The sequence below is a fragment of the Clostridium sp. ZBS15 genome (assembly GCF_023845705.1).
Classification (GTDB): Bacteria; Bacillota; Clostridia; order Clostridiales; family Clostridiaceae; genus Clostridium; species Clostridium aquiflavi.
On record NZ_JAMQHY010000034.1, the window covers coordinates 30,070 to 50,293 of the forward strand.

The following is a 20,224-nucleotide window of genomic DNA, read 5'->3' on the forward strand; positions in this document are numbered from 1 at the left end:
TATTGCATATATCAACACTCATTTAAAACAGAGCCTTTATTTTTAATAACACCATATTACTTATAAACAATTACATTTACTTATCCACAGGTTTTATGTGTTAACAGTTGATAAAAATAATATTGTTATTTAAAAAACTCCGTAGCAAATTTCATAATATTATTTTACTATGAAACTTCTACGGAATTTATTATACTATCTTTATAAATATTTTAATATTTATTTTTAAGCTTCTCTACCACAACAATTTTTAAATTTCTTTCCACTTCCGCATGGACATACATCATTTCTTCCAAATTTATTAAGATTTCTAACTGGTCCTACTGGAGCTGATGGTTTATCTCCATGCACAGCATCTGTTTCTTGTGCAACTCTTACTCTTTCAGGTGCTCTTTCCACTTTAACATGGAATAACATCTTTACAGTTTCCTTCTTAATAGAATCTATCATTTCTTCAAACATAGCGCTACCTTCCATTTGATACGCTTGAACAGGATCTACTTGTTTGAATGCTCTAAGTCCAATACCTTGTTTTAAGTTATCCATATTGTTAATATGATCCATCCATTTTGTATCAACAGATCTTAAAAGAACAACTCTTTCTATTTCTCTTAATCTTTCTGATGTAAATTCTGCTTCTTTATCTTCGTAGCTTTTAACTGCAACATCATATAAATAATCTACTATTTCTTCCTTTGACATATCTGCAAGTGCAGGTAAATTCACTTCATTTGTTGGTATACATATGTCATTTAAGTATGATATTAAGAATAAGAAGCTTTCTCTATAATCTTCAGCATCTTCTTTAATATGAGCATCAACTGCATCTGACATTACATCTCTTAACATATGTAATATTTCTTCTTTTACATCTTCACCTTCAAGAACTTCTGCTCTTTGTTTGTAGATAACTTCTCTTTGTTTATTCATAACATCATCATATCCTAATAATGTTTTTCTTATATCAAAGTTATTACCTTCAACTTTCTTTTGAGCATTTTCTATAGACTTAGAAACAAGTTTACTTTCTATTGCTTCATCTTCTTGAAGACCAAGTTTTTCAACAACACCTTGAATTTTTTCTGATCCAAAAATTCTCATTAAATCATCTTCTAATGAAATAAAGAATGTTGATTCACCGTTATCTCCTTGTCTACCAGAACGTCCTCTTAATTGGTTATCTATTCTTCTTGATTCATGTCTTTCAGTACCTATTATCTTAAGTCCACCAATTTCAAGAACACCATCTCCAAGCTTAATATCAGTACCTCTACCAGCCATATTAGTAGCTATAGTAACCATACCTTTTTCTCCAGCATGAGTTATTATTTCTGCTTCTTGTTCATGGAATTTTGCATTTAAAACTTGATGTGGAACGCCTTTTTTCTTAAGCATACTTGAAATCAATTCTGATTTTTCAATACTTACAGTACCAACTAGCACTGGTTGACCTACTTCATGCGCCTTTGCTATCTCATCAACAACAGCCATGATCTTTCCTTTTTCACTTTTAAATACTAAATCCGGATTATCTATTCTAACAACTGGTTTATGAGTTGGAACAACAATAACATCTAATCCATAAATTTCTCTAAATTCATTTTCTTCTGTTAATGCTGTACCTGTCATTCCTGATAATTTTTCATACATTCTGAAGTAATTTTGGAACGTAATAGTTGCTAATGTCTTAGATTCTCTTGCAATCTTAACATTTTCTTTAGCTTCTATTGCTTGGTGAAGACCATCCGAATATCGTCTTCCTTCCATAAGTCTTCCTGTAAATTCATCAACAATTATTACTTCTCCATCTTTAACCATGTAATCTTTATCTCTTCTCATTGCATAGTTAGCTTTCAATGCTTGAGTAACATAATGTTGTAATTCTACATTTTCAGCATCTGCATAATTTTCTACTTTAAAAGTTTGTTCTGCTTTATGGAATCCTTCATCAGTTAGCATTACTGCATTAGCTTTTTCATCTATTGTATAATCTTTTTCTTTTACTAATGTTTTAACAAAATAATCTGCTACTTTGTAAAATTCTGTAGATTTTTCTCCTTGACCAGAAATTATAAGTGGAGTTCTAGCTTCATCAATTAATATTGAGTCAACTTCATCTACTATAGTAAAGTTCAATTTTCTTTGAACTCTTTCTTCTTTGTATATAACCATATTATCTCTTAAATAATCAAAACCAAATTCATTATTTGTTCCATAAGTTATATCTGAGTTATATGCTTCTCTTCTTTGTTCATTAGTTAATTCATGAACAATAACACCCGTTGTCAATCCCAAAAAGCCATATAATTCTCCCATTTGTTCAGCATCTCTTTTTGCAAGATAATCATTAACTGTTATTATATGAACACCCTTGCCTGTTAATCCGTTTAAATATGCTGGTAAAGTTGCTACTAATGTTTTACCTTCTCCGGTCTTCATTTCAGCTATTCTACCTTGATGTAAAACAACTCCTCCAATAAGTTGCTCATCATAATGTTTCATATTTAATACTCTTTTAGACGCTTCTCTAACTACTGCAAATGCTTCTGGTAAAATATCATCTATTGCTTCACCATTGTTAAGTCTTTCTTTAAACTCTACAGTCTTTGCTTTTAATTCATCATCTGAAAGTTTTTGCATAGCTTCGTCTAATTCATTTATTTTGCTGACAATAGGTCTAATTCTCTTTACTTCTCTTTCACTATATGTTCCAAATACGGCACTTAATAATCCCATAATGTCATCCTTTCAAACTACATATTTTGTCAATAAAAGTAATTTACTTTCTTGCAAATCGTACATTCTATCATTATAACATTCTCTATCAATTATTTTCAATAAAATTTACAATTTTTTGTTTAATATCAATTTCCAGCATAAGAATAATGTGGATTATATATACGTTTTTATTAAAGTTACCTTAAACCTAGATTTTATCTAGCTTTTTTCATTTAAATTACCATAAAATAAAAATCCTCTAGCATATTACTAGAGGATTTCCAAATTTTTGTTTTATCTATATTCTGGATCTAACAATCCATAATCGCCATCTTTTCTTTTATATATTACATTTATTTTATTACTTTCTACATCTTGATAAACAAAGAAATTATGTCCTACTAATTCCATTTGAAGTATTGCTTCATCTACATCCATAGGTTTAACACCAAATCTCTTTCTTTTAACTAGCTTGGCTTCTTCTTCATCAGCTGCAACTGCAGACAAATCTACTATTTCTCCAAACTTTAATGATCCATTCTTTTTTCTAGATAATTTAGTTTTTTGTTTTCTAATTTGTCTTTCTAGCTTTTCCTCAACTAAATCTATAGCTCTATACATGTCTTCATTAGCTTCTTCTCCTCTTAATACGACTCCATTAAAAGGTATCATGACTTCTACTATTTGCCTATTTCTTTGTACGCTTAAAGTAGCCTTGGCTTCTATATCAGAATTAAAATATTTTCCTAACTTTGAAATTTTCTTTTCGACCATTTCTCTCAATGCATTAGTTAACTCAATATTTTTTGCTATAACTATTACTTTCATAAAAATCCAGCCCCTCTCTGTATAAAACCTTTTAGACAAAATTTATTTTATTTATTAATTATATTTTACTACTTTTTTTCCTAGTTAACAAGAGTAATATTCAGAATTTACAGAAAATTCTTAGTTTCTATTTTATTCTTTTTATTACAAAATATTACTTATAAGCATATAAAAAAAGTAAAGCTAGTTGACCTGGTTTTTGCCCCCACACTCGCCTGCTGGAGCTTTTGCTACTAAAAGTTAATTCCTCACTACTAACCCTCTCACTCTTCATGAATGGCAGGACTCACTTCTATACCGCACCATGCTCATTAGACATTTTGTCTAACTTAAGTGGATCGTTTTGCCTGCGACTAGCATCGACTTTCAACCACAAACCTAGCTTTACATTAATATTATATATGACTTTTCGCTAAGGTCAATAGTTTTATTTCTTTTGCTCCATATTTTTTTAATACTTTATATCCTTCTCTTATGGTAAAACCAGTAGTTGTAACGTCATCAATAAGTATTATTTTTTTATCATTTAAATCAATTTTCTTTATTATATCAAAAGAACCACTAATATTTTCTTTTCTTTCATTTTTATTTAACATTTTTTGTTCTTTTGTGTCTTTTACTTTAATTAACATTTTTTTACATTCCATATTTAACGAACTAGCGATTTTTTTAGCAATATATTCACATTGATTAAAACCTCGCTTTTTTTGAGATTTAGTAGTCATAGGTATATATGTTATTATATATTCTTTATAATTTATATTATCGATAATATATTTTTCTAAAAATTCAGATAGGATATCCCCTGCTGTAAAATTATTCTTATACTTAAATTTAAGTATAAGCTCTTTTATTACTCCACCATAATACCCATAACTTATTATCTCATTATCATTGTTTTTAATACATGTAATTTTAGACTTACAAATATCACATATTCCAGTATAGTCATTTCTATTACATAATATACAATAATTTTCAATTGGATATATTATTGAAACTACACTTTCATATATAATTTTTATTATTTTTTTGATCTTTTTTCCCATATTTTTCTGTTAAATTCTCTTGATAATTCTTTTGCTTTATCAATATCTTCTGAAACACTATTAGATACTAATAACACTTCAGGTAACTCCTTATTTATTTGTCCTATTTTTCCACATAAATACATGAGTTTCTTGTACGTGTACCTAATATCATCTGCAAATAAGATAACCGCATCATTAACAAGACAATATTCACTCAACTCCTTAACTTTATCAGTTATTATAAATATTGCCTTATCTTTATATTTTAATACTCTACCACATCTTTTAAATTCCTCTTCTTCAGATACCTTTATAACTTTTACACCTTTCATTATTAATTGTGTTTCAAAATATTCATAAACCGAATTTAATCTTTCCTTATCTGGAGTATAAATAGCAACTTTCTTTCTCATATTTACAAACCATTTAAGATATTCATATAAATTATACGGTATATCTGTGTTTAAGTTTATTCTTGTTGTTAAAATTCTAGGTTCAACAAATGGTTTTTCATAATTATATGGTGATAATTCAATAAATTCTCCATTTAAACTTATTTTCTCTATTCCATAAAATATTATTTTGTTACTTAAAATAGAACAAATATCCATTTTATTTCTTAGATTTAAATTATCAATATTTGAAAAATATCCTATATCATCAAATATAATTAAATCGTATTTTCCTCTAATAAGACCTAAATTTCTTTCATTTACAAATGTTAAATTAGTAATTCCTTTACCACATTCAATATACGAATAAGTTATCTCTAAGTTAACTTCTCTTAATAGAGTTAATAATTCTCTATTTTCTCTATTATTTCCCCAAATATACAGTATCTTTCCGCCTTGCATCGAAATTTCATTTATTATATCTGAAAATATATATGATGTATTAAAAGGCACTGTAATTATATTTAAAAATTTTATGTTCTTTTTATACCAATGAGCTATTTTATCTATTGCATAATTCAATTCTTCATAATCAAGCTGATTATATTTGCCCATCTAAAAATCTCCTTTTATAAATTATAATATTATGCTACTCTATTGCATTAGTCAGTATATCTTTAATTCTATATTTTAATCCAGAATACCGCTCCATGATATTCGTATTTCCAACCATGTAAATTAAAGCTCTTTTCACACCTACAACTACAACAAGTTCTTTTGCTCTAGTTATACCAGTATATAAAAGATTTCTATTCATCAAAAAAGGACTTCCCATAAATACGGGAATTATTACAACTTTAAATTCACTACCTTGACTTTTATGTATTGTAGTAGCATATGCTAGGTCTAATTCATCTAAATACATAAAGTCATATATAACTTTTCGTTCATCATCGAATGTTATAGTAAAGCTTTTATTTTCTTCATCTATACTTTGTATAAAACCTAAATCCCCATTAAATACTCCAACACCTTCATATTCTCCCTCACCTTTAATTCTAGTCCATTTTAAAGAATAATTATTTTTAGTTTGCATTACTTTATCACCTTCTCTAAAAATAATTTCTTTTATCTTCTTTTCTTTCTTGTCTTTTGATGGTGGATTAAATACCTTTTGAAGATTTATATTTAAATTATTTACTCCAAGTACTCCCTTTCTCATAGGACTTAAAACTTGCATATCTCTAAACTTATCCCATTGCTTATTAAAACTTGGAAGTCTCCTATTTATTAAATCTATGATAACATTAACTGTTTTGTTTAAGTTTTCTTCACCAATAAAGAAAAAATCTTTATTCTTTTGATTTAATATAGGTGCCTCACCTTGATTTATTCTATGAGCATTAGTTGTTATTAAACTTTCAGTTTCTTGCCTAAATATTTCATTTAGCCTTACAACTTTAATATATTCACTTTCTATTAAATCTTTTAATACATTCCCAGCTCCCACTGATGGTAATTGATCAACATCACCAACAATTATTAATCTAGTACCTAAATTAACAGCTTTTAATAAATTATGCATAAGCATTATGTCTATCATGGAAGCTTCATCTATAATTATGACATCAGTATCTAATGGCGATGATTCACTTTTTCCAAAAACAGAATCATCTTCTGATACACCTATTTCTAATAATCTGTGTATAGTCTTTGCTTCACGACCTGTTGATTCTGTCATTCTTTTTGCAGCTCTTCCAGTTGGTGCACCTAATATTACATCCATGCCGTTTTTTTCATATATATCAATTATACATTTAATTATAGTGGTTTTTCCTGTACCAGGACCACCTGTTATTATTTCAATCCCATTATTAAAAGCTCCAAGTATAGCTTCTCTTTGAGATGTAGCAAACTTTATATTATATTCCTTTTCTAATACATTTATTTCAAAATCCAAGTCCGAATTAATAGTTTGTATTGTTTGCATACCCAAAGTAATTATTTTATTCGTAACTCCTAACTCACAATAATAGTAAGGGAGCAAATATACAGCTTCTTCTTCTCCCAATTTTTCTAATATTATATTTTTGGAAGCAGCTATTGAGTATACATTCTCCTCTATTAATATTCTTTCAATGGATAAAAGTTTTTCACAATCTTCTATTAATTTTTCTTTTGGCATATATGTATTCCCTAATAAACAAAACTGATTTAAAGCATGCTTTATACCACTTTTTATTCTAAACTCTGAATTATCACTTATACCAAGATTCATAGCAATTCTATCTGCCGTTTTAAATCCAATTCCAACTATCTCTTCAGATAATATATAAGGGTTTTCTGAAACTATTTGGTTAGATGATGGTCCAAATTTTTTATATATTTTCATACATTGATTATTACTTAATCCATACTTATGAAAATGTAGTATAACTTCCTTTAATCCATTCTGTTCCATATAAGATTCATATATTATCATGAACTTCTTTTTTCCTATACCTTCTATTTCCATTAATCTTTCTATATGATTTTCTAGTATATCTAAAGTTTCTTCACCAAACTTATCAATTATCTTTTTAGCTGTAACAGGACCTATTCCATGTATTATTCCTGCACTTAAATATTTCTCTATTCCATCTAATGAATCTGGTAATACCTCTTCAAATTCAGCTATTTGGAATTGCTGTCCAAACTGTTTATGCACAGTCCAATGTCCTTTTATTTTTACATTTTGTCCCTCTTTTATAAATGGAATAGTCCCAACTGCATTTATTAAGTTTTTAACAGTTCTTATTTTACAAACTACATATCCAGTTTCTTCACTTTTAAATACGATGTTTTCAACAAAGCCATCTATGACTTCCATATAATCTCTCCAAATCATCAAAATAAATTTATTTTATAAACTCTATTAATCTAATCTTTATTAAAAATAATGTTTATAATATTATACTATGAATAATAAATTTATAAAAATTTAAATACATACTGTTTATATTATCGACATGATCTTTAAAAATAATATGTTGTTTTAATAAGAATCTTTTTAAAATTCGATATAGCTTTACTTATGAATACATCACCACTTTGCTAAAATATTTTAATAATATAAATTCCTAAAGAATAAAAAAACTTATCTTACTATTAATACACTTAATAAGTAAGATAAGTCTTTATAAATTATATAAAATTCATTAGATTTCTAAATATATTTTTTTATTTCTTCTAATTTATTTAATCTTTCCCATGGTAAATCAAGATCAGTTCTTCCAAAATGTCCATAAGCAGCAGTTTGCTTAAATATAGGCTTTCTTAAATCTAAATCTCTTATTATAGCACCTGGTCTTAAATCAAATACTTTTTCTACTATTTCAACAATCTTATCTTCTGGCATTTTACCTGTTCCAAAAGTTTCAATTTCAATAGAAACTGGTTTTGCAACCCCTATAGCATAAGCTAATTGTATTTCTAATTTATCTGCAATACCTGCTGCAACTAAGTTCTTAGCCACCCATCTTGCTGCATAAGCTGCTGATCTATCAACTTTTGTTGAATCCTTGCCTGAGAATGCTCCACCACCGTGTCTTCCATATCCACCGTATGTATCAACTATTATTTTTCTTCCTGTTAATCCTGAATCCCCTTGAGGACCCCCTACAACGAATCTTCCAGTTGGATTTATAAAGTATCTAGTTTCTGAATCTAATAATTCAGCTGGAACTACTGAGTTTATTACATGTTCTTTTATATCTTTTTCTATTGTTTCTAATGATACTTCTTCACCATGTTGAGTAGATATAACTATTGTATCTATTCTCTTAGGCTTGTTGTTTTCATATTCAACAGTAACTTGTGTTTTTCCATCTGGTCTTAAATAATCTAAAGTTCCATCTTTTCTTACTTCTGTAAGTCTTCTAGATAATTTATGAGCCATATAAATTGGTAGTGGCATGTATGCATCTGTTTCATTAGTAGCGAAACCAAACATCATACCTTGATCTCCAGCACCTACTGCTTCTACCTCATCCTTTTGACCTTTTTTAGATTCAAGAGCTTCATCAACTCCCATTGCTATATCTGCTGATTGTTCATCTATAGTAGTCATAACTGAACAAGTGTCACAATCAAATCCATATTTTGCTCTATCATATCCAATTTCTCTAACTGTTTCTCTAACAACTTTAGGAATATCAACATAACAATTAGTTGATATTTCTCCCATTACCATAACTAGTCCTGTAGTAGTACATGTTTCACATGCAACTCTCGCATTTGGATCCTTAGTTAAAATAGCATCTAAAATAGCATCTGAAATTTGATCGCACATTTTATCTGGATGCCCTTCTGTAACTGATTCTGATGTAAATAATCTTCTCATTGTTTTCTCCCTTCATTCTGCTCTTTATTATAATAAATTCTTAAACTTATATTTGATTTTGATAAATTTCTAAAGAATAAAAAAACTCTTCAATAAGAAGAGTACTAATTCAATAATCCTTTTCTTATCTTGTAGATACAATTTATCTACAGGAATTGGCACCTTGTATACACAGGTTGCCGGGTTTCATAGGGCCCTTTCCCTCCACCTCTCTCGATAAGAGTAACTTTAATTTAATTTTCATTCGTATTCTAACATATGATGTTTACTTAGTCAACCTATAATTTTTAGCAATTAATAAAACTATCTAAGTTAATAGTTTTTTCTATTCCCTATAAAGTCTCTGTCTTTTAACCTTATCTTAAAATTAAATATGTACATAAACTATACTTACAATAACTTCTGACTATTAAATAAGAACAAAAGTGGCTACGCCACCCTTCAATGAACAATTTACAATTGACAATGGACAATTGTGGTTGAAAGCCGCTGGCTTTCTTAAAAAATATATATTTAGAAATCACATTGTGATTTCATCCTAAATTGTCAATTGTTCATTGTCAATTGAAAAATATATCCATAACCTTAGATTTCATCAGCCTTTCAATCTTCAAAAATTCTATAATTTCCTATACATTAAAAAAGAGAATAAACTATGTTTATTCTCTTTGGTGGAGGAAGATGGATTCGAACCATCGAAACGTAACGTAACAGATTTACAGTCTGCCCCCTTTGGCCACTCGGGAATTCCTCCGCGTTATGGAGCTGGCAATAGGAATCGAACCTACAACCTGCTGATTACAAGTCAGCTGCTCTACCGTTGAGCCATGCCAGCACTTATTTACTTTTTATTAATGGTGGGCACAACAGGGCTCGAACCTGTGACCCTCTGCTTGTAAGGCAGATGCTCTCCCAGCTGAGCTATGCGCCCATTAAATTGGTGGAGGAAGATGGATTCGAACCATCGAAACGTAACGTAACAGATTTACAGTCTGCCCCCTTTGGCCACTCGGGAATTCCTCCTAGTTTTATGGAGCTGGCAATAGGAATCGAACCTACAACCTGCTGATTACAAGTCAGCTGCTCTACCGTTGAGCCATGCCAGCACTTATTTACTTTTTAATTAATGGTGGGCACAACAGGGCTCGAACCTGTGACCCTCTGCTTGTAAGGCAGATGCTCTCCCAGCTGAGCTATGCGCCCATTAATTGGTGGAGGAAGATGGATTCGAACCATCGAAACGTAACGTAACAGATTTACAGTCTGCCCCCTTTGGCCACTCGGGAATTCCTCCAAAATATTTGTTTTTTGTTTTGTTGTGTTGTTGCCAATCAACAATGACTAGTATATATTCAATCCAATTATATTTCAAGTCTTATATATACTCATGTACTTAAATTATATTTATATTACTTTATTTTACTTTATAATACTTCTGTTTAGTATATAACTCTAATTATTTTTTTAAATTTAAATCTAATACTTCTATATCTATAAATTTAGAAAAAATTCCTCTTAACTTTATATAATCCTGTGTTGATAATCTTGTTTGAAAAACTTTAAAAGCTCTCATCAACCCTTCATTTTCATCTTCTAAATTAAATGCTTCTTCAACTTTTCCTATATCACTTGTTGATAATTTATATACTATTCTTGTTAAATCCTTTTTATCATCTTCAGATAATATCGTCATTACAGTGTTTTTATTAACTGTATACATAGATCTTGAATATGACATTACACTTACACTATCATTATTGCTAGTAATTATTGCTTTAGCATCTTTAGGCTGCCAATAAAATATTAAGTAAATATTCATTAATAATGCAAAAGTCATAAATATGATAGTTAAAATCCTCTTCATTATTGCTCACCTCTCATTCTAATATTTTCCACTTTGTTTTTTTTTATACTTTAAACCACATTTTTTATTAAATCCCATCATATATATATGTTAAGAGGGGAGGGTATTGCATTTGACTAAACACAAAGTAAATTATAAATCAACAGATGCTTGTTTTGAGATATCTGAAGCAATTAAAGATTATCTTAATAATAAAACAATAATAGTCTGTATCGGTACTGATAAATGTATTGGTGATTGTTTAGGTCCTTTAGTAGGCTCAATTTTAAAAGATAGCTCATTTGAATTACCTGTATACGGTACACTTTCAAGTCCTATACACGCTTTAAACATAGATGATCGACTAGAAGAAATATACGAAAAACATCCTGATTCTCCAATAATAGGAGTAGATGCATGCCTTGGTAATAAAGATGCTATTGGAGAAATTCATACTAGAGATTATGCTATACATCCCGGAAAAGGTGTTGGTAAAGAGTTACCTGAAGTTGGTATAGCTTCAATAATCGGTATAGTTGATACTGTTAATAATTCAGAAGTATTTTCTTCTTACAGTATAAGACTTTCTTTAGTTATGGACATGGCTAAATTAATATCAAAAGCTTTAATCGATGCATATAATCTAAAAAAATAAAATCATCCCAAAACTNNAGTTTTGGGATGATTTTATTCTTTTTATTCAATAAGAACTATTTCTTGAGAATTTAATTCATTGTCTAACTTATCTAATTGTCCTAAAACTGCTCCTGTTCCTTCAGCAACGCACTCAATAGCATTTTCAGCTATAGTTACTTCCACACCAGTTCTAAACTCTATGAGCTTATCAAGCCCATATAATAATGCACCGCCACCAGTCATTAATATGCCTTTTTCTATTATATCTGCAGCTAATTCAGGTGGAGTTCTTTCTAAGACTGTCTTAACTACATCAACTATAGATTCAACAGATTCTTCTAATGCTTCTCTAATTTCTTCTGTGCCTATTTCTAACTCATCTGGCAATCCTGTTACTAGGTTTCTTCCCTTCATCTTAGCAGTTAAACTTCTAGAACCTTTAAACGCTGAACCTATACCTATTTTTAAATCTTCAGCCGTTTTTTCTCCAATCATTATTTTGTATTTATTTCTTACATATTTTATGATTGCTTCAGTAAATTTGTCTCCTGCAATCTTAATTGAAGATCTCTCAACTATTCCACCTAATGAAATAACAGCTATATCACAAGTTCCTCCACCTATATCTATAACCATGTTTCCATTAGGCTTTGTTATATCAATGCCTGCACCAATTGCTGCTGCCAATGGTTCTTCAATTAAATGAACTGTTTTCGCTCCAGAATTTCTTGCTGCATCAATAACAGCTCTTTTTTCAACTTCTGTAGCTTGAGAAGGTACACAGACCATAACCTTAGGCGCTGTAATATTTCTCTTTCCGCACGCTTTTCTTATAAATTCTTTTAACATTCTTTCTGTTATATCATAATTTGAAATAACCCCATCTCTCAATGGACGAACAGCAACTATATTTCCAGGCGTACGACCTATCATTCTTCTTGCTTCTTCACCCACAGCCAATAATTTATTATTATTTTTATTTATGGCTACTACAGATGGTTCTTTTAATATTACACCTTTGCCTTTTACATAAACTAGCACAGTAGCTGTACCTAAATCAATTCCAAGGTCTGTCCCAGTTCTCCAAAACCACATTCATCATTCACTCCTAAATCGCATATTCTTACCATTAATAACATTTTTCTACTAATTCTATATTATAAACCTATTATGTTTATCGTTCAATAGCTTTATACTTCATTTTTGTAGCTTTTCCACCTCTAATATGACGTTCAGCTTTATTTAATTCTAATATTGTATGGGTTTCTTCTGCTATTATAGGATTTATTTTAGGCAATCTTTCTGTCATGTCTTTGTGAATAGTACTTTTACTAACCCCAAAAACTTTTGCAGTCTTTCTTATTGTGGCTTTTGAATCTATAATATATTTAGCAACTTCTAACACTCTTTCCTCTATATAATCCTTCAAACTATACAACCTCCTTAAAATAATATTTTAAGAATAACTCAATAATAATTATTGAGTTATTCATTTAGTAAGAATTTTTTCCTTAAACTTTTATTTAAGTTTAATATATTTTTCTGGATTTACTTGTTCTCCATTTGGATTAATTACTTGTAAATTTAAATATTCACCAAATGTTTCTTTATCATATAATTTAGCTGTATCTCCAATCTTAGCGATTACTTGATTGGCTGTAACTTTATCTCCAGCTTTTACAGAAACATTTTTATCAAGATTTCCATACCTTGTCTTTAATCCATTGGCATGTTTAATTTCTACTACTGTACCCTCTTCAACGCCTGCATTTTCTACAACATCAACAATTCCATCTGCAGCTGCTTTAACTTCTGTTCCAATTTTAGAACTTATATTTACACCTCTTATAGTTCTGTATAAATTATCTTCTACTTTTACTGGTGCTGGATAAGTATATCCTCTACTTATTTTTCCCTCTATTGGATTTGATAAGTTAACTGTTGTTGAAGCAACACTTTTAGCAGTTTCCTTAGAAGCAGTTTCTTTATTTACCTTAGGTTCATCTTTTGCAGTATTCTCTACTCTCTCCGCATTTGGAATTTCATTTGTAACGCTTTTATCATTAATATTTAAAGTTAGCTCTTTTTCTGGTTGTTGAACCTTTGCAACTTCATGTTGGTTACTTATTCTTTTATAAGAAACAGTTCCTACAGCAGCCATAACGCAAAGGCATAGAAATAAAGCAATATAAAAGCTCTCCTTTCTTAATAAGTCTCTAAACTTTCCTTTAAAATTTTTGTCCATATTAACACCTCCTTTTTTCATTATTTCCCTTTTGTAGAAATTAATACACTAATACTGTTTTTTTATATATAAATTAAAAAATAAAAAAACAAGCCATATTATTTATTTTTAATAATATAGCTTGTTTTCTTATAATTTAATTTTGAATTTATATTTTTCCAATAAATTCAAATTATTTATAAGTTATATTTTTTATTTCAACCCCATCATAATAATGAGTTAATATTTCATTATATTTTTTACCATCTTTAGCCATAGCATTAGCCCCCCACTGACTCATTCCAACTCCATGACCATATCCAGTACAATATATTTTTATAATATTATCTTTTATTGTCCAATTAAAATTTGTGGAATTTAAATTAAATAATTTTCTAAATTCAGTTCCCTTTATAATTTGATCACCTATCTTTAATTCTTTTACTGCTCCACCCTCTGTATATGAATCTATATTCATACTAGAACCTATATTATTTTTTGATAAATTTAAATTAGAATAATTTTTATTTATTTTATCTATGAAATCATCTAAATTAACTTCTATAAAGCTTTTGTATTTAGGAGCAATTTCTTCACCTGTACTATCTGTAGATTTTAAATATGGTATATCATTTGAAAATACATCTTTAGCACTTTCTGTTTTTCCTGAACTAATTGCAAAAAATTGTGGATATTCCAACACTTTTCCATCATAAACAAGTACTTGGCCTTCTGTATCTTTAACTGCTTTTTTTATCTTATCCCAATTTTTATTACCATCTTTTTCACTCCACTTTTTCATTCTCTCATTCTTGTCCATATATACTTGACAATGAGTCGTATCACATATTTCACCTTCACTCTCGCTGGCTTCTTTACAAGGATTGTTGAGTTTGTTTATATAATAAGTTCTTGCAGCTACAGCTTGTGCTTTTAATGCATCTTCATCAAAATTAGCTGGCATTTCACTTGCCACTACTCCAATAATATATTCTTCTATATCTATTTCATCAAGCTTGTCTTTATCTTTTCTATATAATTTAACCTTTTTATTTTTAGGCAGCTCTATTTTATATGTTTCTTTCACTACACTGTTATTAATTTCAAATGGTTTAAATATGTTAAAATCAGAATTTAAAAAAACTATTGGAGATAATATTAATATTATAAGTATTATTAATGTTATTAGTATTATTAACTTTATGTCTTTATTAAATTTGTTACTCCTCATAACTCTTTCCTCCCATACCCTACATCTAAATATATGCTCAAAATCAAGAATTATGTTAAGCCATTAAATATATAAAATAAAATATAATTTTAAAGGGTAAGAATTTACTCTCACCCTTTATTTATACATCTATTCTATAGATTTCAGCACCAAGCTTCCTAAATTTTTCTTCTACATTAACATATCCTCTATCTATATGATATATATCTGCTATTTCTGTTTCTCCTTCTGCAGCTAATCCTGCTAATATCATTGCTGCTCCTGCTCTTAAATCTGTTGCTTTTACTTTAGCTCCAGTTAGCTTAGGTGCACCATCAATTATAGCAGTTCTTCCATCAATTTTTATATTAGCTCCCATTCTTAATAATTCTGTAACATGCATAAATCTATTTTCAAATATGGTTTCAGTTATAATACTTGTTCCTTTAGTTAAACATAATAAACTCATCATTTGAGCTTGCATATCAGTTGGAAAGCCTGGATATGGTAATGTTTTTATATCAACTGGTCTTTTTTCTCCTGTACCATCTACTATAATTGAATCATTCTTTAATCTATTAAATTCAATTCCACATTCTTTTAGTTTTTCTATGACAGGTCTTAAGTGATCTTCATTTACTCCATTAATTTTTATAATACTATTTGTTATTCCTGCTGCTATCATAAATGTTCCTGCTTCAATTCTATCGTATATAGGGGTATAACTTATTCCTTTTAATTCTTTTACTCCATGTATAGTTATCTTTCCTCTTCCTGCACCTTCTATATTAGCTCCCATACTATTTAAAAATCTTGCTAAATCTTCGATTTCAGGTTCTTCTGCTGCATTTTCTATTATCGTTGTTCCATTTGCTAATATTGATGCTGTTAAAATGTTTTCAGTTGCACCTACTGATGGAAAGTCTAAATATATTCTATTTCCCACTAAATTTTTAGCTTTAACTTCAACAAAGCCATGACCAATATTAATATCAGCCCCAAGAGCTTTGAATCCTTTTAGATGTAAATCTATAGGTCTACTTCCAATATTACATCCACCAGGTAGTGATAATTTACAATATCCAAATCTTGATAACATAGGACCCATTATCAAAAATGATGCTCTCATTTTTCTAATAAGATCAGTATTAGCATCAACAGGATTTAAATTTTTAGTATTAATTTTTAATTTATTATTTATTTTTGAAAAACTAATATTACAATTTAATTGAGATAACAATTGACAAATAACTTCTACATCTTCCAACATAGGTGTGTTGTTTATAGTAATATCTTCTGGACATAATATAGTAGCTGCAATTATAGGTAAAACTGAGTTTTTAGCACAACTTATATCAACTTCACCTTCTAGTTTTTTTACACCTTTAACTATTATTTTTTCCATATTATCCTCCATAATTAATTGTTAAACAACCAAAATAAATTGTATATTTATTTTGGTTGTACTAGTATGTTGTAAATATTATAGGTGTTCCAATAATTATATAAGATTTGTCATTATAGCTAACTAGTGCAAAATTCATCTTTTCACCTAATTTTGAAATCCCAGTTCCTGTATAACCATTGCTAATACTCAACATATTTAAATTCACAAGAGATATTAATCCACTAAAATCATTTAATGATTTATCATTATCTATTCTTCCTTTATAATATAAAAATATTTGCACATCTTCCACGTTGGTTTTTTTTATGTTCTCTACTAATTCCTCTAAATGTTTTGTATCATATTTAGAATTTGTATTTATTAAAGTTACTTCAACATATGTGTAGCTATCTTTTTCCCACAAATTAACACAAGCTTTAATATTTTCATTAGAAACATCAAAATTTCTATCATCAACTTTAGTATATTTTCCTTTTAATTCATTAATCAAATATTTTTTTAAAAATATTTGTTCTACATTAATATTTTTTTTAGTTTTAAATTGTACTTTTAATCCGTTTTCTTCAAAATAACTTTCATTAACTATGCTATTTTCTAAATTATAAAAAGACTCACTATTAATGTCCTTAGCTGAAATAGCTACCATATTAAAAAATAAAAATAATATGAGCAAAAATAAACTATATTTAAACTTCATATTTATACCCCCTATTCATTTTTTAATTATGAACAGCTATTTAATTTTTTATTCCATTTATTTAGTTAAGTTTATAATATCAATATATAAATTTTTCGCTAATTTGTGCCAAATAAAAGCTAAAAAAAAGCTTAAGAGGATATTCCTCTCAAGCTTTTTAATTCATTTTTTTTAAGTTTATTCTCTCAATAGATTTTAATAATGCTAATTCTGCTCTTTCTTTATCGTATTTATTTCCTTCAAGTAATCTTTTTTCAGCTCTTTCTTTTGCTTTTTCTGCTCTATTTAAATCAATATCGTCAGAAAATTCAGCAGAATCACTAAAAATTGTCATTTCATTATTAAACATACTTGCAATTCCTTTAGAAACAAATAACTTTTTATCTTTTCCTTCAGCATCTGTAAATTCTACAATAGATGATATCGTACTTGTTACCATATTAGCATGATTTGCTAATATCTCTAATCTTCCTATACTATTTCTTAAAAATATTCTTTTTATATTACCATTAAATACGTCTTTATCAGGGGTAACAATCTTTAATAAAAAAGTATCAGCCATACTAATCATCTCCCTATGCTAAACTTTTAGCTTTTTGTACAGCTTCATCAACTGAACCAATGAATAAGAATGCTGATTCTGGTAAATCATCATATTTACCTTCTAAAATTTCTTTAAACCCTCTTATTGTTTCTTTTACAGAAACATATTTTCCAGGCATTCCTGTAAATTGTTCACCTACTGTAAATGGTTGTGATAAAAATCTTTGTACTTTTCTTGCTCTAGAAACTACGGCCTTATCTTCATCAGATAATTCATCCACACCCAATATAGCTATGATATCTTGTAATTCCTTATATCTTTCAAGTATGTTCTTAATTTTTGTAGCCACATTATAATGTTCTTCACCAACAATTCTAGGATCTAATATTCTAGATGAAGATTCTAGTGGATCTACTGCTGGATATATTCCTAATTCAACTATACTTCTTGATAGAACTGTTGTTGCATCTAGATGTGAGAATGTTGTTGCTGGTGCTGGGTCTGTTAAGTCATCAGCAGGAACATAAACTGCTTGAACAGATGTTATAGAACCACTCTTAGTTGATGTAATTCTTTCTTGAAGTGCACCCATTTCAGTTGCTAATGTTGGTTGATAACCAACAGCTGATGGTATTCTTCCAAGTAATGCTGAAACTTCTGATCCAGCTTGAGTAAATCTAAATATGTTATCTATAAATAATAATACATCTTGACCTTTATCTCTAAAATATTCAGCCATAGTTAAACCTGTTAATGCAACTCTCATTCTAGCACCAGGTGGCTCATTCATTTGACCAAATACTAAGGCTGTTTTATTTATAACGCCTGAATCTTTCATTTCATGGTAAAGATCATTACCTTCTCTTGATCTTTCTCCAACTCCAGTAAATACTGATAATCCACCATGTTCTTTAGCTATATTGTTTATTAATTCTTGAATTAATACTGTTTTTCCAACTCCGGCTCCACCAAAAAGACCTATTTTTCCACCTCTTTGATATGGTGCAAGCAAATCTATAACCTTGATACCTGTTTCAAACATTTCTGGTTCAACGGCTTGATCTTTAAAGCTTGGTGCTGGTCTATGAATTTGATAAATCTCTTCAGCATCTACATCTCCTGCATTATCAATAGGCTTTCCTAATACATTAAAAAGTCTTCCTAATACAGCTTCTCCTACTGGTACAGAAATAGCTTTTTCTGTATCAATTGCATCCATTCCTCTTTTTAATCCTTCAGTTGCTTCCATAGCAATTGTTCTTACTATATCATCACCAACATGTTGCTCAACTTCAGCAATTAGCGTTCTTTCTCCCATATCGATACTAATTGCATTGTATAAATTTGGAAGAGAATCTGAATCAAACTTTATATCAACTACTGGTCCAATTACTTGAACTACTTTTCCAATTTTACCAGGCATAAAAATACCTCCTTACTATTTTTGAGCTTCTGCTCCTCCAACTATTTCTGATATTTCTTGGGTAATAATTTGTTGTCTTATTCTGTTGTATTTTAGATTTAAATTATCTAATATATCATTTGCATTTTGAGTAGCTCCGTCCATTGCTGTCATTCTTGAACTTTGTTCACTACATTTAGCACTTAATAAAATATTTCTAAACTTACCTTTTAAATGAATATTTAATGCATTAATTAAAACTTCTTCATTATTAGGTTCAGTTATAAATTCTTCTGATACACTAGTAATTTTTTCTATTGGTAAAAGTTTTTCTGCTTTTGGTTCTTGTTTTACTGGAGAAACAAAATCTAAGTATGCAACATTAATTTCTGAAACTTCTCCATCTTTATACATTTTAAGAGCATTTTCAAAAACAATTTTAACTTCCTTTACTGTTGGTATATCTGGTATATCAACATAATCGGCTACTGTATCAAGACCTATTCTTTTTATATAACTTAAGCCTTTACTTCCAACAGTAATTACTTTTATGTTTTCTTTTTCATCTCTAATTAAACTATCTAAGTAAGATACTACAGTGTTATTATAACTACCACATAAGCCTGTATCTGATGATACTAAAATGTATAATTTATACTTACTTTTGTTAGATTTAAAATAAATATTATCATCATCTCCTGAAATAGTTGATGCAAGCTTTTCTATAATTTTTTTAGTTTCTTCAAAAAACTTTTTATTTGTCAATAATTCTTTTCTAGTTTTTCTTAACTTAGAAGTGGCAACAAGTCCCATAGCATTAGTTATTTTTCTTGTACTTTCTACTGACTTTATTCTTCGTTTAATTTCTATAAGTCCAGCTGAACCCATACTTTCTACCTCCTAAAGAAGG

The 20,224-nt window shown here is 28.9% G+C and carries 17 protein-coding genes, 7 tRNA genes and 1 riboswitch; of the genes, 1 reads left to right on the top strand and 23 read right to left on the bottom strand.

Features of this window, described 5'->3' with window-relative positions; genetic code table 11:
- Positions 1–225: 225 nt before the first annotated feature.
- The 14 genes from secA to NG904_RS09840 form a co-directional block, all read right to left on the bottom strand.
- The gene (secA, locus tag NG904_RS09775) at positions 226–2,736 is read right to left on the bottom strand and encodes a preprotein translocase subunit SecA (protein WP_252231392.1); all 2,511 of its coding nucleotides are present in this window, start codon (positions 2,734–2,736) and stop codon (positions 226–228) included.
- Positions 2,737–3,012: 276 nt separating this feature from the next.
- Positions 3,013–3,546: a ribosome hibernation-promoting factor, HPF/YfiA family gene (hpf, locus tag NG904_RS09780; RefSeq protein ID WP_252231394.1), complete on the bottom strand. Its 534-nt coding sequence runs from the start codon at positions 3,544–3,546 to the stop codon at positions 3,013–3,015.
- A 395-nt stretch (positions 3,547–3,941) separates the two neighbouring features.
- A complete protein-coding gene (locus NG904_RS09785) occupies positions 3,942–4,595 on the bottom strand; it encodes a ComF family protein (protein ID WP_252231396.1) in 654 nt (217 codons plus the stop codon).
- Positions 4,571–5,584 carry a hypothetical protein gene (locus tag NG904_RS09790; protein WP_252214398.1) on the bottom strand — a complete coding sequence of 338 codons (1,014 nt, stop codon included), beginning with the start codon at positions 5,582–5,584 and terminating at the stop codon, positions 4,571–4,573. The genes NG904_RS09785 and NG904_RS09790 overlap by 25 nt, the downstream gene beginning before the upstream one ends.
- A 34-nt stretch (positions 5,585–5,618) precedes the next feature.
- Positions 5,619–7,838 carry an SF1B family DNA helicase RecD2 gene (gene recD2 / locus NG904_RS09795; protein WP_252231398.1) on the bottom strand — a complete coding sequence of 740 codons (2,220 nt, stop codon included), beginning with the start codon at positions 7,836–7,838 and terminating at the stop codon, positions 5,619–5,621.
- A 336-nt stretch (positions 7,839–8,174) separates the two neighbouring features.
- Positions 8,175–9,350 carry a methionine adenosyltransferase gene (metK, locus tag NG904_RS09800; protein WP_252214394.1) on the bottom strand — a complete coding sequence of 392 codons (1,176 nt, stop codon included), beginning with the start codon at positions 9,348–9,350 and terminating at the stop codon, positions 8,175–8,177.
- Between the two features lie 121 nt (positions 9,351–9,471).
- Positions 9,472–9,573, bottom strand: a riboswitch (SAM riboswitch).
- 446 nt (positions 9,574–10,019) lie between these two features.
- A tRNA-Tyr gene (locus NG904_RS09805) sits at positions 10,020–10,104 on the bottom strand.
- Between the two features lie 6 nt (positions 10,105–10,110).
- A tRNA-Thr gene (locus NG904_RS09810) sits at positions 10,111–10,185 on the bottom strand.
- 20 nt (positions 10,186–10,205) lie between these two features.
- Positions 10,206–10,281: transfer RNA gene (locus NG904_RS09815), tRNA-Val, on the bottom strand.
- A 7-nt stretch (positions 10,282–10,288) separates the two neighbouring features.
- A tRNA-Tyr gene (locus tag NG904_RS09820) sits at positions 10,289–10,373 on the bottom strand.
- 8 nt (positions 10,374–10,381) lie between these two features.
- Positions 10,382–10,456: transfer RNA gene (locus NG904_RS09825), tRNA-Thr, on the bottom strand.
- A 21-nt stretch (positions 10,457–10,477) separates the two neighbouring features.
- Positions 10,478–10,553, bottom strand: a tRNA-Val gene (locus NG904_RS09830).
- 6 nt (positions 10,554–10,559) lie between these two features.
- A tRNA-Tyr gene (locus NG904_RS09835) sits at positions 10,560–10,644 on the bottom strand.
- A gap of 162 nt (positions 10,645–10,806) precedes the next feature.
- The gene (locus NG904_RS09840; protein ID WP_252216379.1) at positions 10,807–11,214 is read right to left on the bottom strand and encodes a hypothetical protein; all 408 of its coding nucleotides are present in this window, start codon (positions 11,212–11,214) and stop codon (positions 10,807–10,809) included.
- Positions 11,215–11,326: 112 nt separating this feature from the next.
- On the opposite strand from NG904_RS09840, the gene yyaC reads away from it, so the two are divergent.
- Positions 11,327–11,848, top strand: coding sequence for a spore protease YyaC (gene yyaC / locus NG904_RS09845; RefSeq protein WP_252216376.1), 522 nt, complete (start codon positions 11,327–11,329; stop codon positions 11,846–11,848).
- Positions 11,849–11,889: 41 nt separating this feature from the next.
- Here yyaC and NG904_RS09850 read toward each other — a convergent pair whose 3' ends face one another.
- The 9 genes from NG904_RS09850 to atpG all read right to left on the bottom strand — a co-directional run bounded on the left by NG904_RS09850 (position 11,890) and on the right by atpG (position 20,202).
- Positions 11,890–12,924 carry a rod shape-determining protein gene (locus NG904_RS09850; RefSeq protein ID WP_252216373.1) on the bottom strand — a complete coding sequence of 345 codons (1,035 nt, stop codon included), beginning with the start codon at positions 12,922–12,924 and terminating at the stop codon, positions 11,890–11,892.
- A 79-nt stretch (positions 12,925–13,003) separates the two neighbouring features.
- Positions 13,004–13,258, bottom strand: a complete 255-nt coding sequence (gene spoIIID / locus NG904_RS09855) for a sporulation transcriptional regulator SpoIIID (protein WP_012423010.1) — start codon at positions 13,256–13,258, stop codon at positions 13,004–13,006.
- 90 nt (positions 13,259–13,348) lie between these two features.
- On the bottom strand, positions 13,349–14,074 hold the full coding sequence (locus NG904_RS09860) for a M23 family metallopeptidase (RefSeq protein ID WP_252216370.1): 726 nt from the start codon (positions 14,072–14,074) through the stop codon (positions 13,349–13,351).
- 172 nt (positions 14,075–14,246) lie between these two features.
- On the bottom strand, positions 14,247–15,284 hold the full coding sequence (gene spoIID, locus NG904_RS09865) for a stage II sporulation protein D (protein ID WP_252216367.1): 1,038 nt from the start codon (positions 15,282–15,284) through the stop codon (positions 14,247–14,249).
- Positions 15,285–15,405: 121 nt separating this feature from the next.
- Positions 15,406–16,668, bottom strand: coding sequence for a UDP-N-acetylglucosamine 1-carboxyvinyltransferase (gene murA, locus NG904_RS09870; RefSeq protein ID WP_252231400.1), 1,263 nt, complete (start codon positions 16,666–16,668; stop codon positions 15,406–15,408).
- Between the two features lie 61 nt (positions 16,669–16,729).
- On the bottom strand, positions 16,730–17,368 hold the full coding sequence (locus NG904_RS09875; protein WP_252231402.1) for a YwmB family TATA-box binding protein: 639 nt from the start codon (positions 17,366–17,368) through the stop codon (positions 16,730–16,732).
- A gap of 157 nt (positions 17,369–17,525) precedes the next feature.
- Positions 17,526–17,930 (bottom strand): ATP synthase F1 subunit epsilon, encoded by a 405-nt coding sequence (atpC, locus tag NG904_RS09880; protein ID WP_252216357.1) that lies wholly within the window; start codon positions 17,928–17,930, stop codon positions 17,526–17,528.
- A 13-nt stretch (positions 17,931–17,943) separates the two neighbouring features.
- Complete coding sequence (atpD, locus tag NG904_RS09885; RefSeq protein WP_252216356.1) at positions 17,944–19,335, bottom strand: F0F1 ATP synthase subunit beta; 1,392 nt, start codon at positions 19,333–19,335, stop codon at positions 17,944–17,946.
- Between the two features lie 15 nt (positions 19,336–19,350).
- Positions 19,351–20,202, bottom strand: a complete 852-nt coding sequence (atpG, locus tag NG904_RS09890; protein WP_252216353.1) for an ATP synthase F1 subunit gamma — start codon at positions 20,200–20,202, stop codon at positions 19,351–19,353.
- Positions 20,203–20,224 lie beyond the last annotated feature (22 nt).

Coding starts and splice junctions, on each gene's coding strand:
- atpC (WP_252216357.1), bottom strand. CDS start 17,930: ATGGCTGATACTTTTTTATTAAAGATTGTTACCCCTGATAAAGACGTA.
- secA (WP_252231392.1), bottom strand. CDS start 2,736: ATGGGATTATTAAGTGCCGTATTTGGAACATATAGTGAAAGAGAAGTA.
- hpf (WP_252231394.1), bottom strand. CDS start 3,546: ATGAAAGTAATAGTTATAGCAAAAAATATTGAGTTAACTAATGCATTG.
- metK (WP_252214394.1), bottom strand. CDS start 9,350: ATGAGAAGATTATTTACATCAGAATCAGTTACAGAAGGGCATCCAGAT.
- NG904_RS09790 (WP_252214398.1), bottom strand. CDS start 5,584: ATGGGCAAATATAATCAGCTTGATTATGAAGAATTGAATTATGCAATA.
- murA (WP_252231400.1), bottom strand. CDS start 16,668: ATGGAAAAAATAATAGTTAAAGGTGTAAAAAAACTAGAAGGTGAAGTT.
- recD2 (WP_252231398.1), bottom strand. CDS start 7,838: ATGGAAGTCATAGATGGCTTTGTTGAAAACATCGTATTTAAAAGTGAA.
- atpG (WP_252216353.1), bottom strand. CDS start 20,202: ATGGGTTCAGCTGGACTTATAGAAATTAAACGAAGAATAAAGTCAGTA.
- NG904_RS09850 (WP_252216373.1), bottom strand. CDS start 12,924: ATGTGGTTTTGGAGAACTGGGACAGACCTTGGAATTGATTTAGGTACA.
- NG904_RS09785 (WP_252231396.1), bottom strand. CDS start 4,595: ATGGGAAAAAAGATCAAAAAAATAATAAAAATTATATATGAAAGTGTA.
- NG904_RS09840 (WP_252216379.1), bottom strand. CDS start 11,214: ATGAAGAGGATTTTAACTATCATATTTATGACTTTTGCATTATTAATG.
- NG904_RS09875 (WP_252231402.1), bottom strand. CDS start 17,368: ATGAAGTTTAAATATAGTTTATTTTTGCTCATATTATTTTTATTTTTT.
- NG904_RS09860 (WP_252216370.1), bottom strand. CDS start 14,074: ATGGACAAAAATTTTAAAGGAAAGTTTAGAGACTTATTAAGAAAGGAG.
- spoIID (WP_252216367.1), bottom strand. CDS start 15,284: ATGAGGAGTAACAAATTTAATAAAGACATAAAGTTAATAATACTAATA.
- atpD (WP_252216356.1), bottom strand. CDS start 19,335: ATGCCTGGTAAAATTGGAAAAGTAGTTCAAGTAATTGGACCAGTAGTT.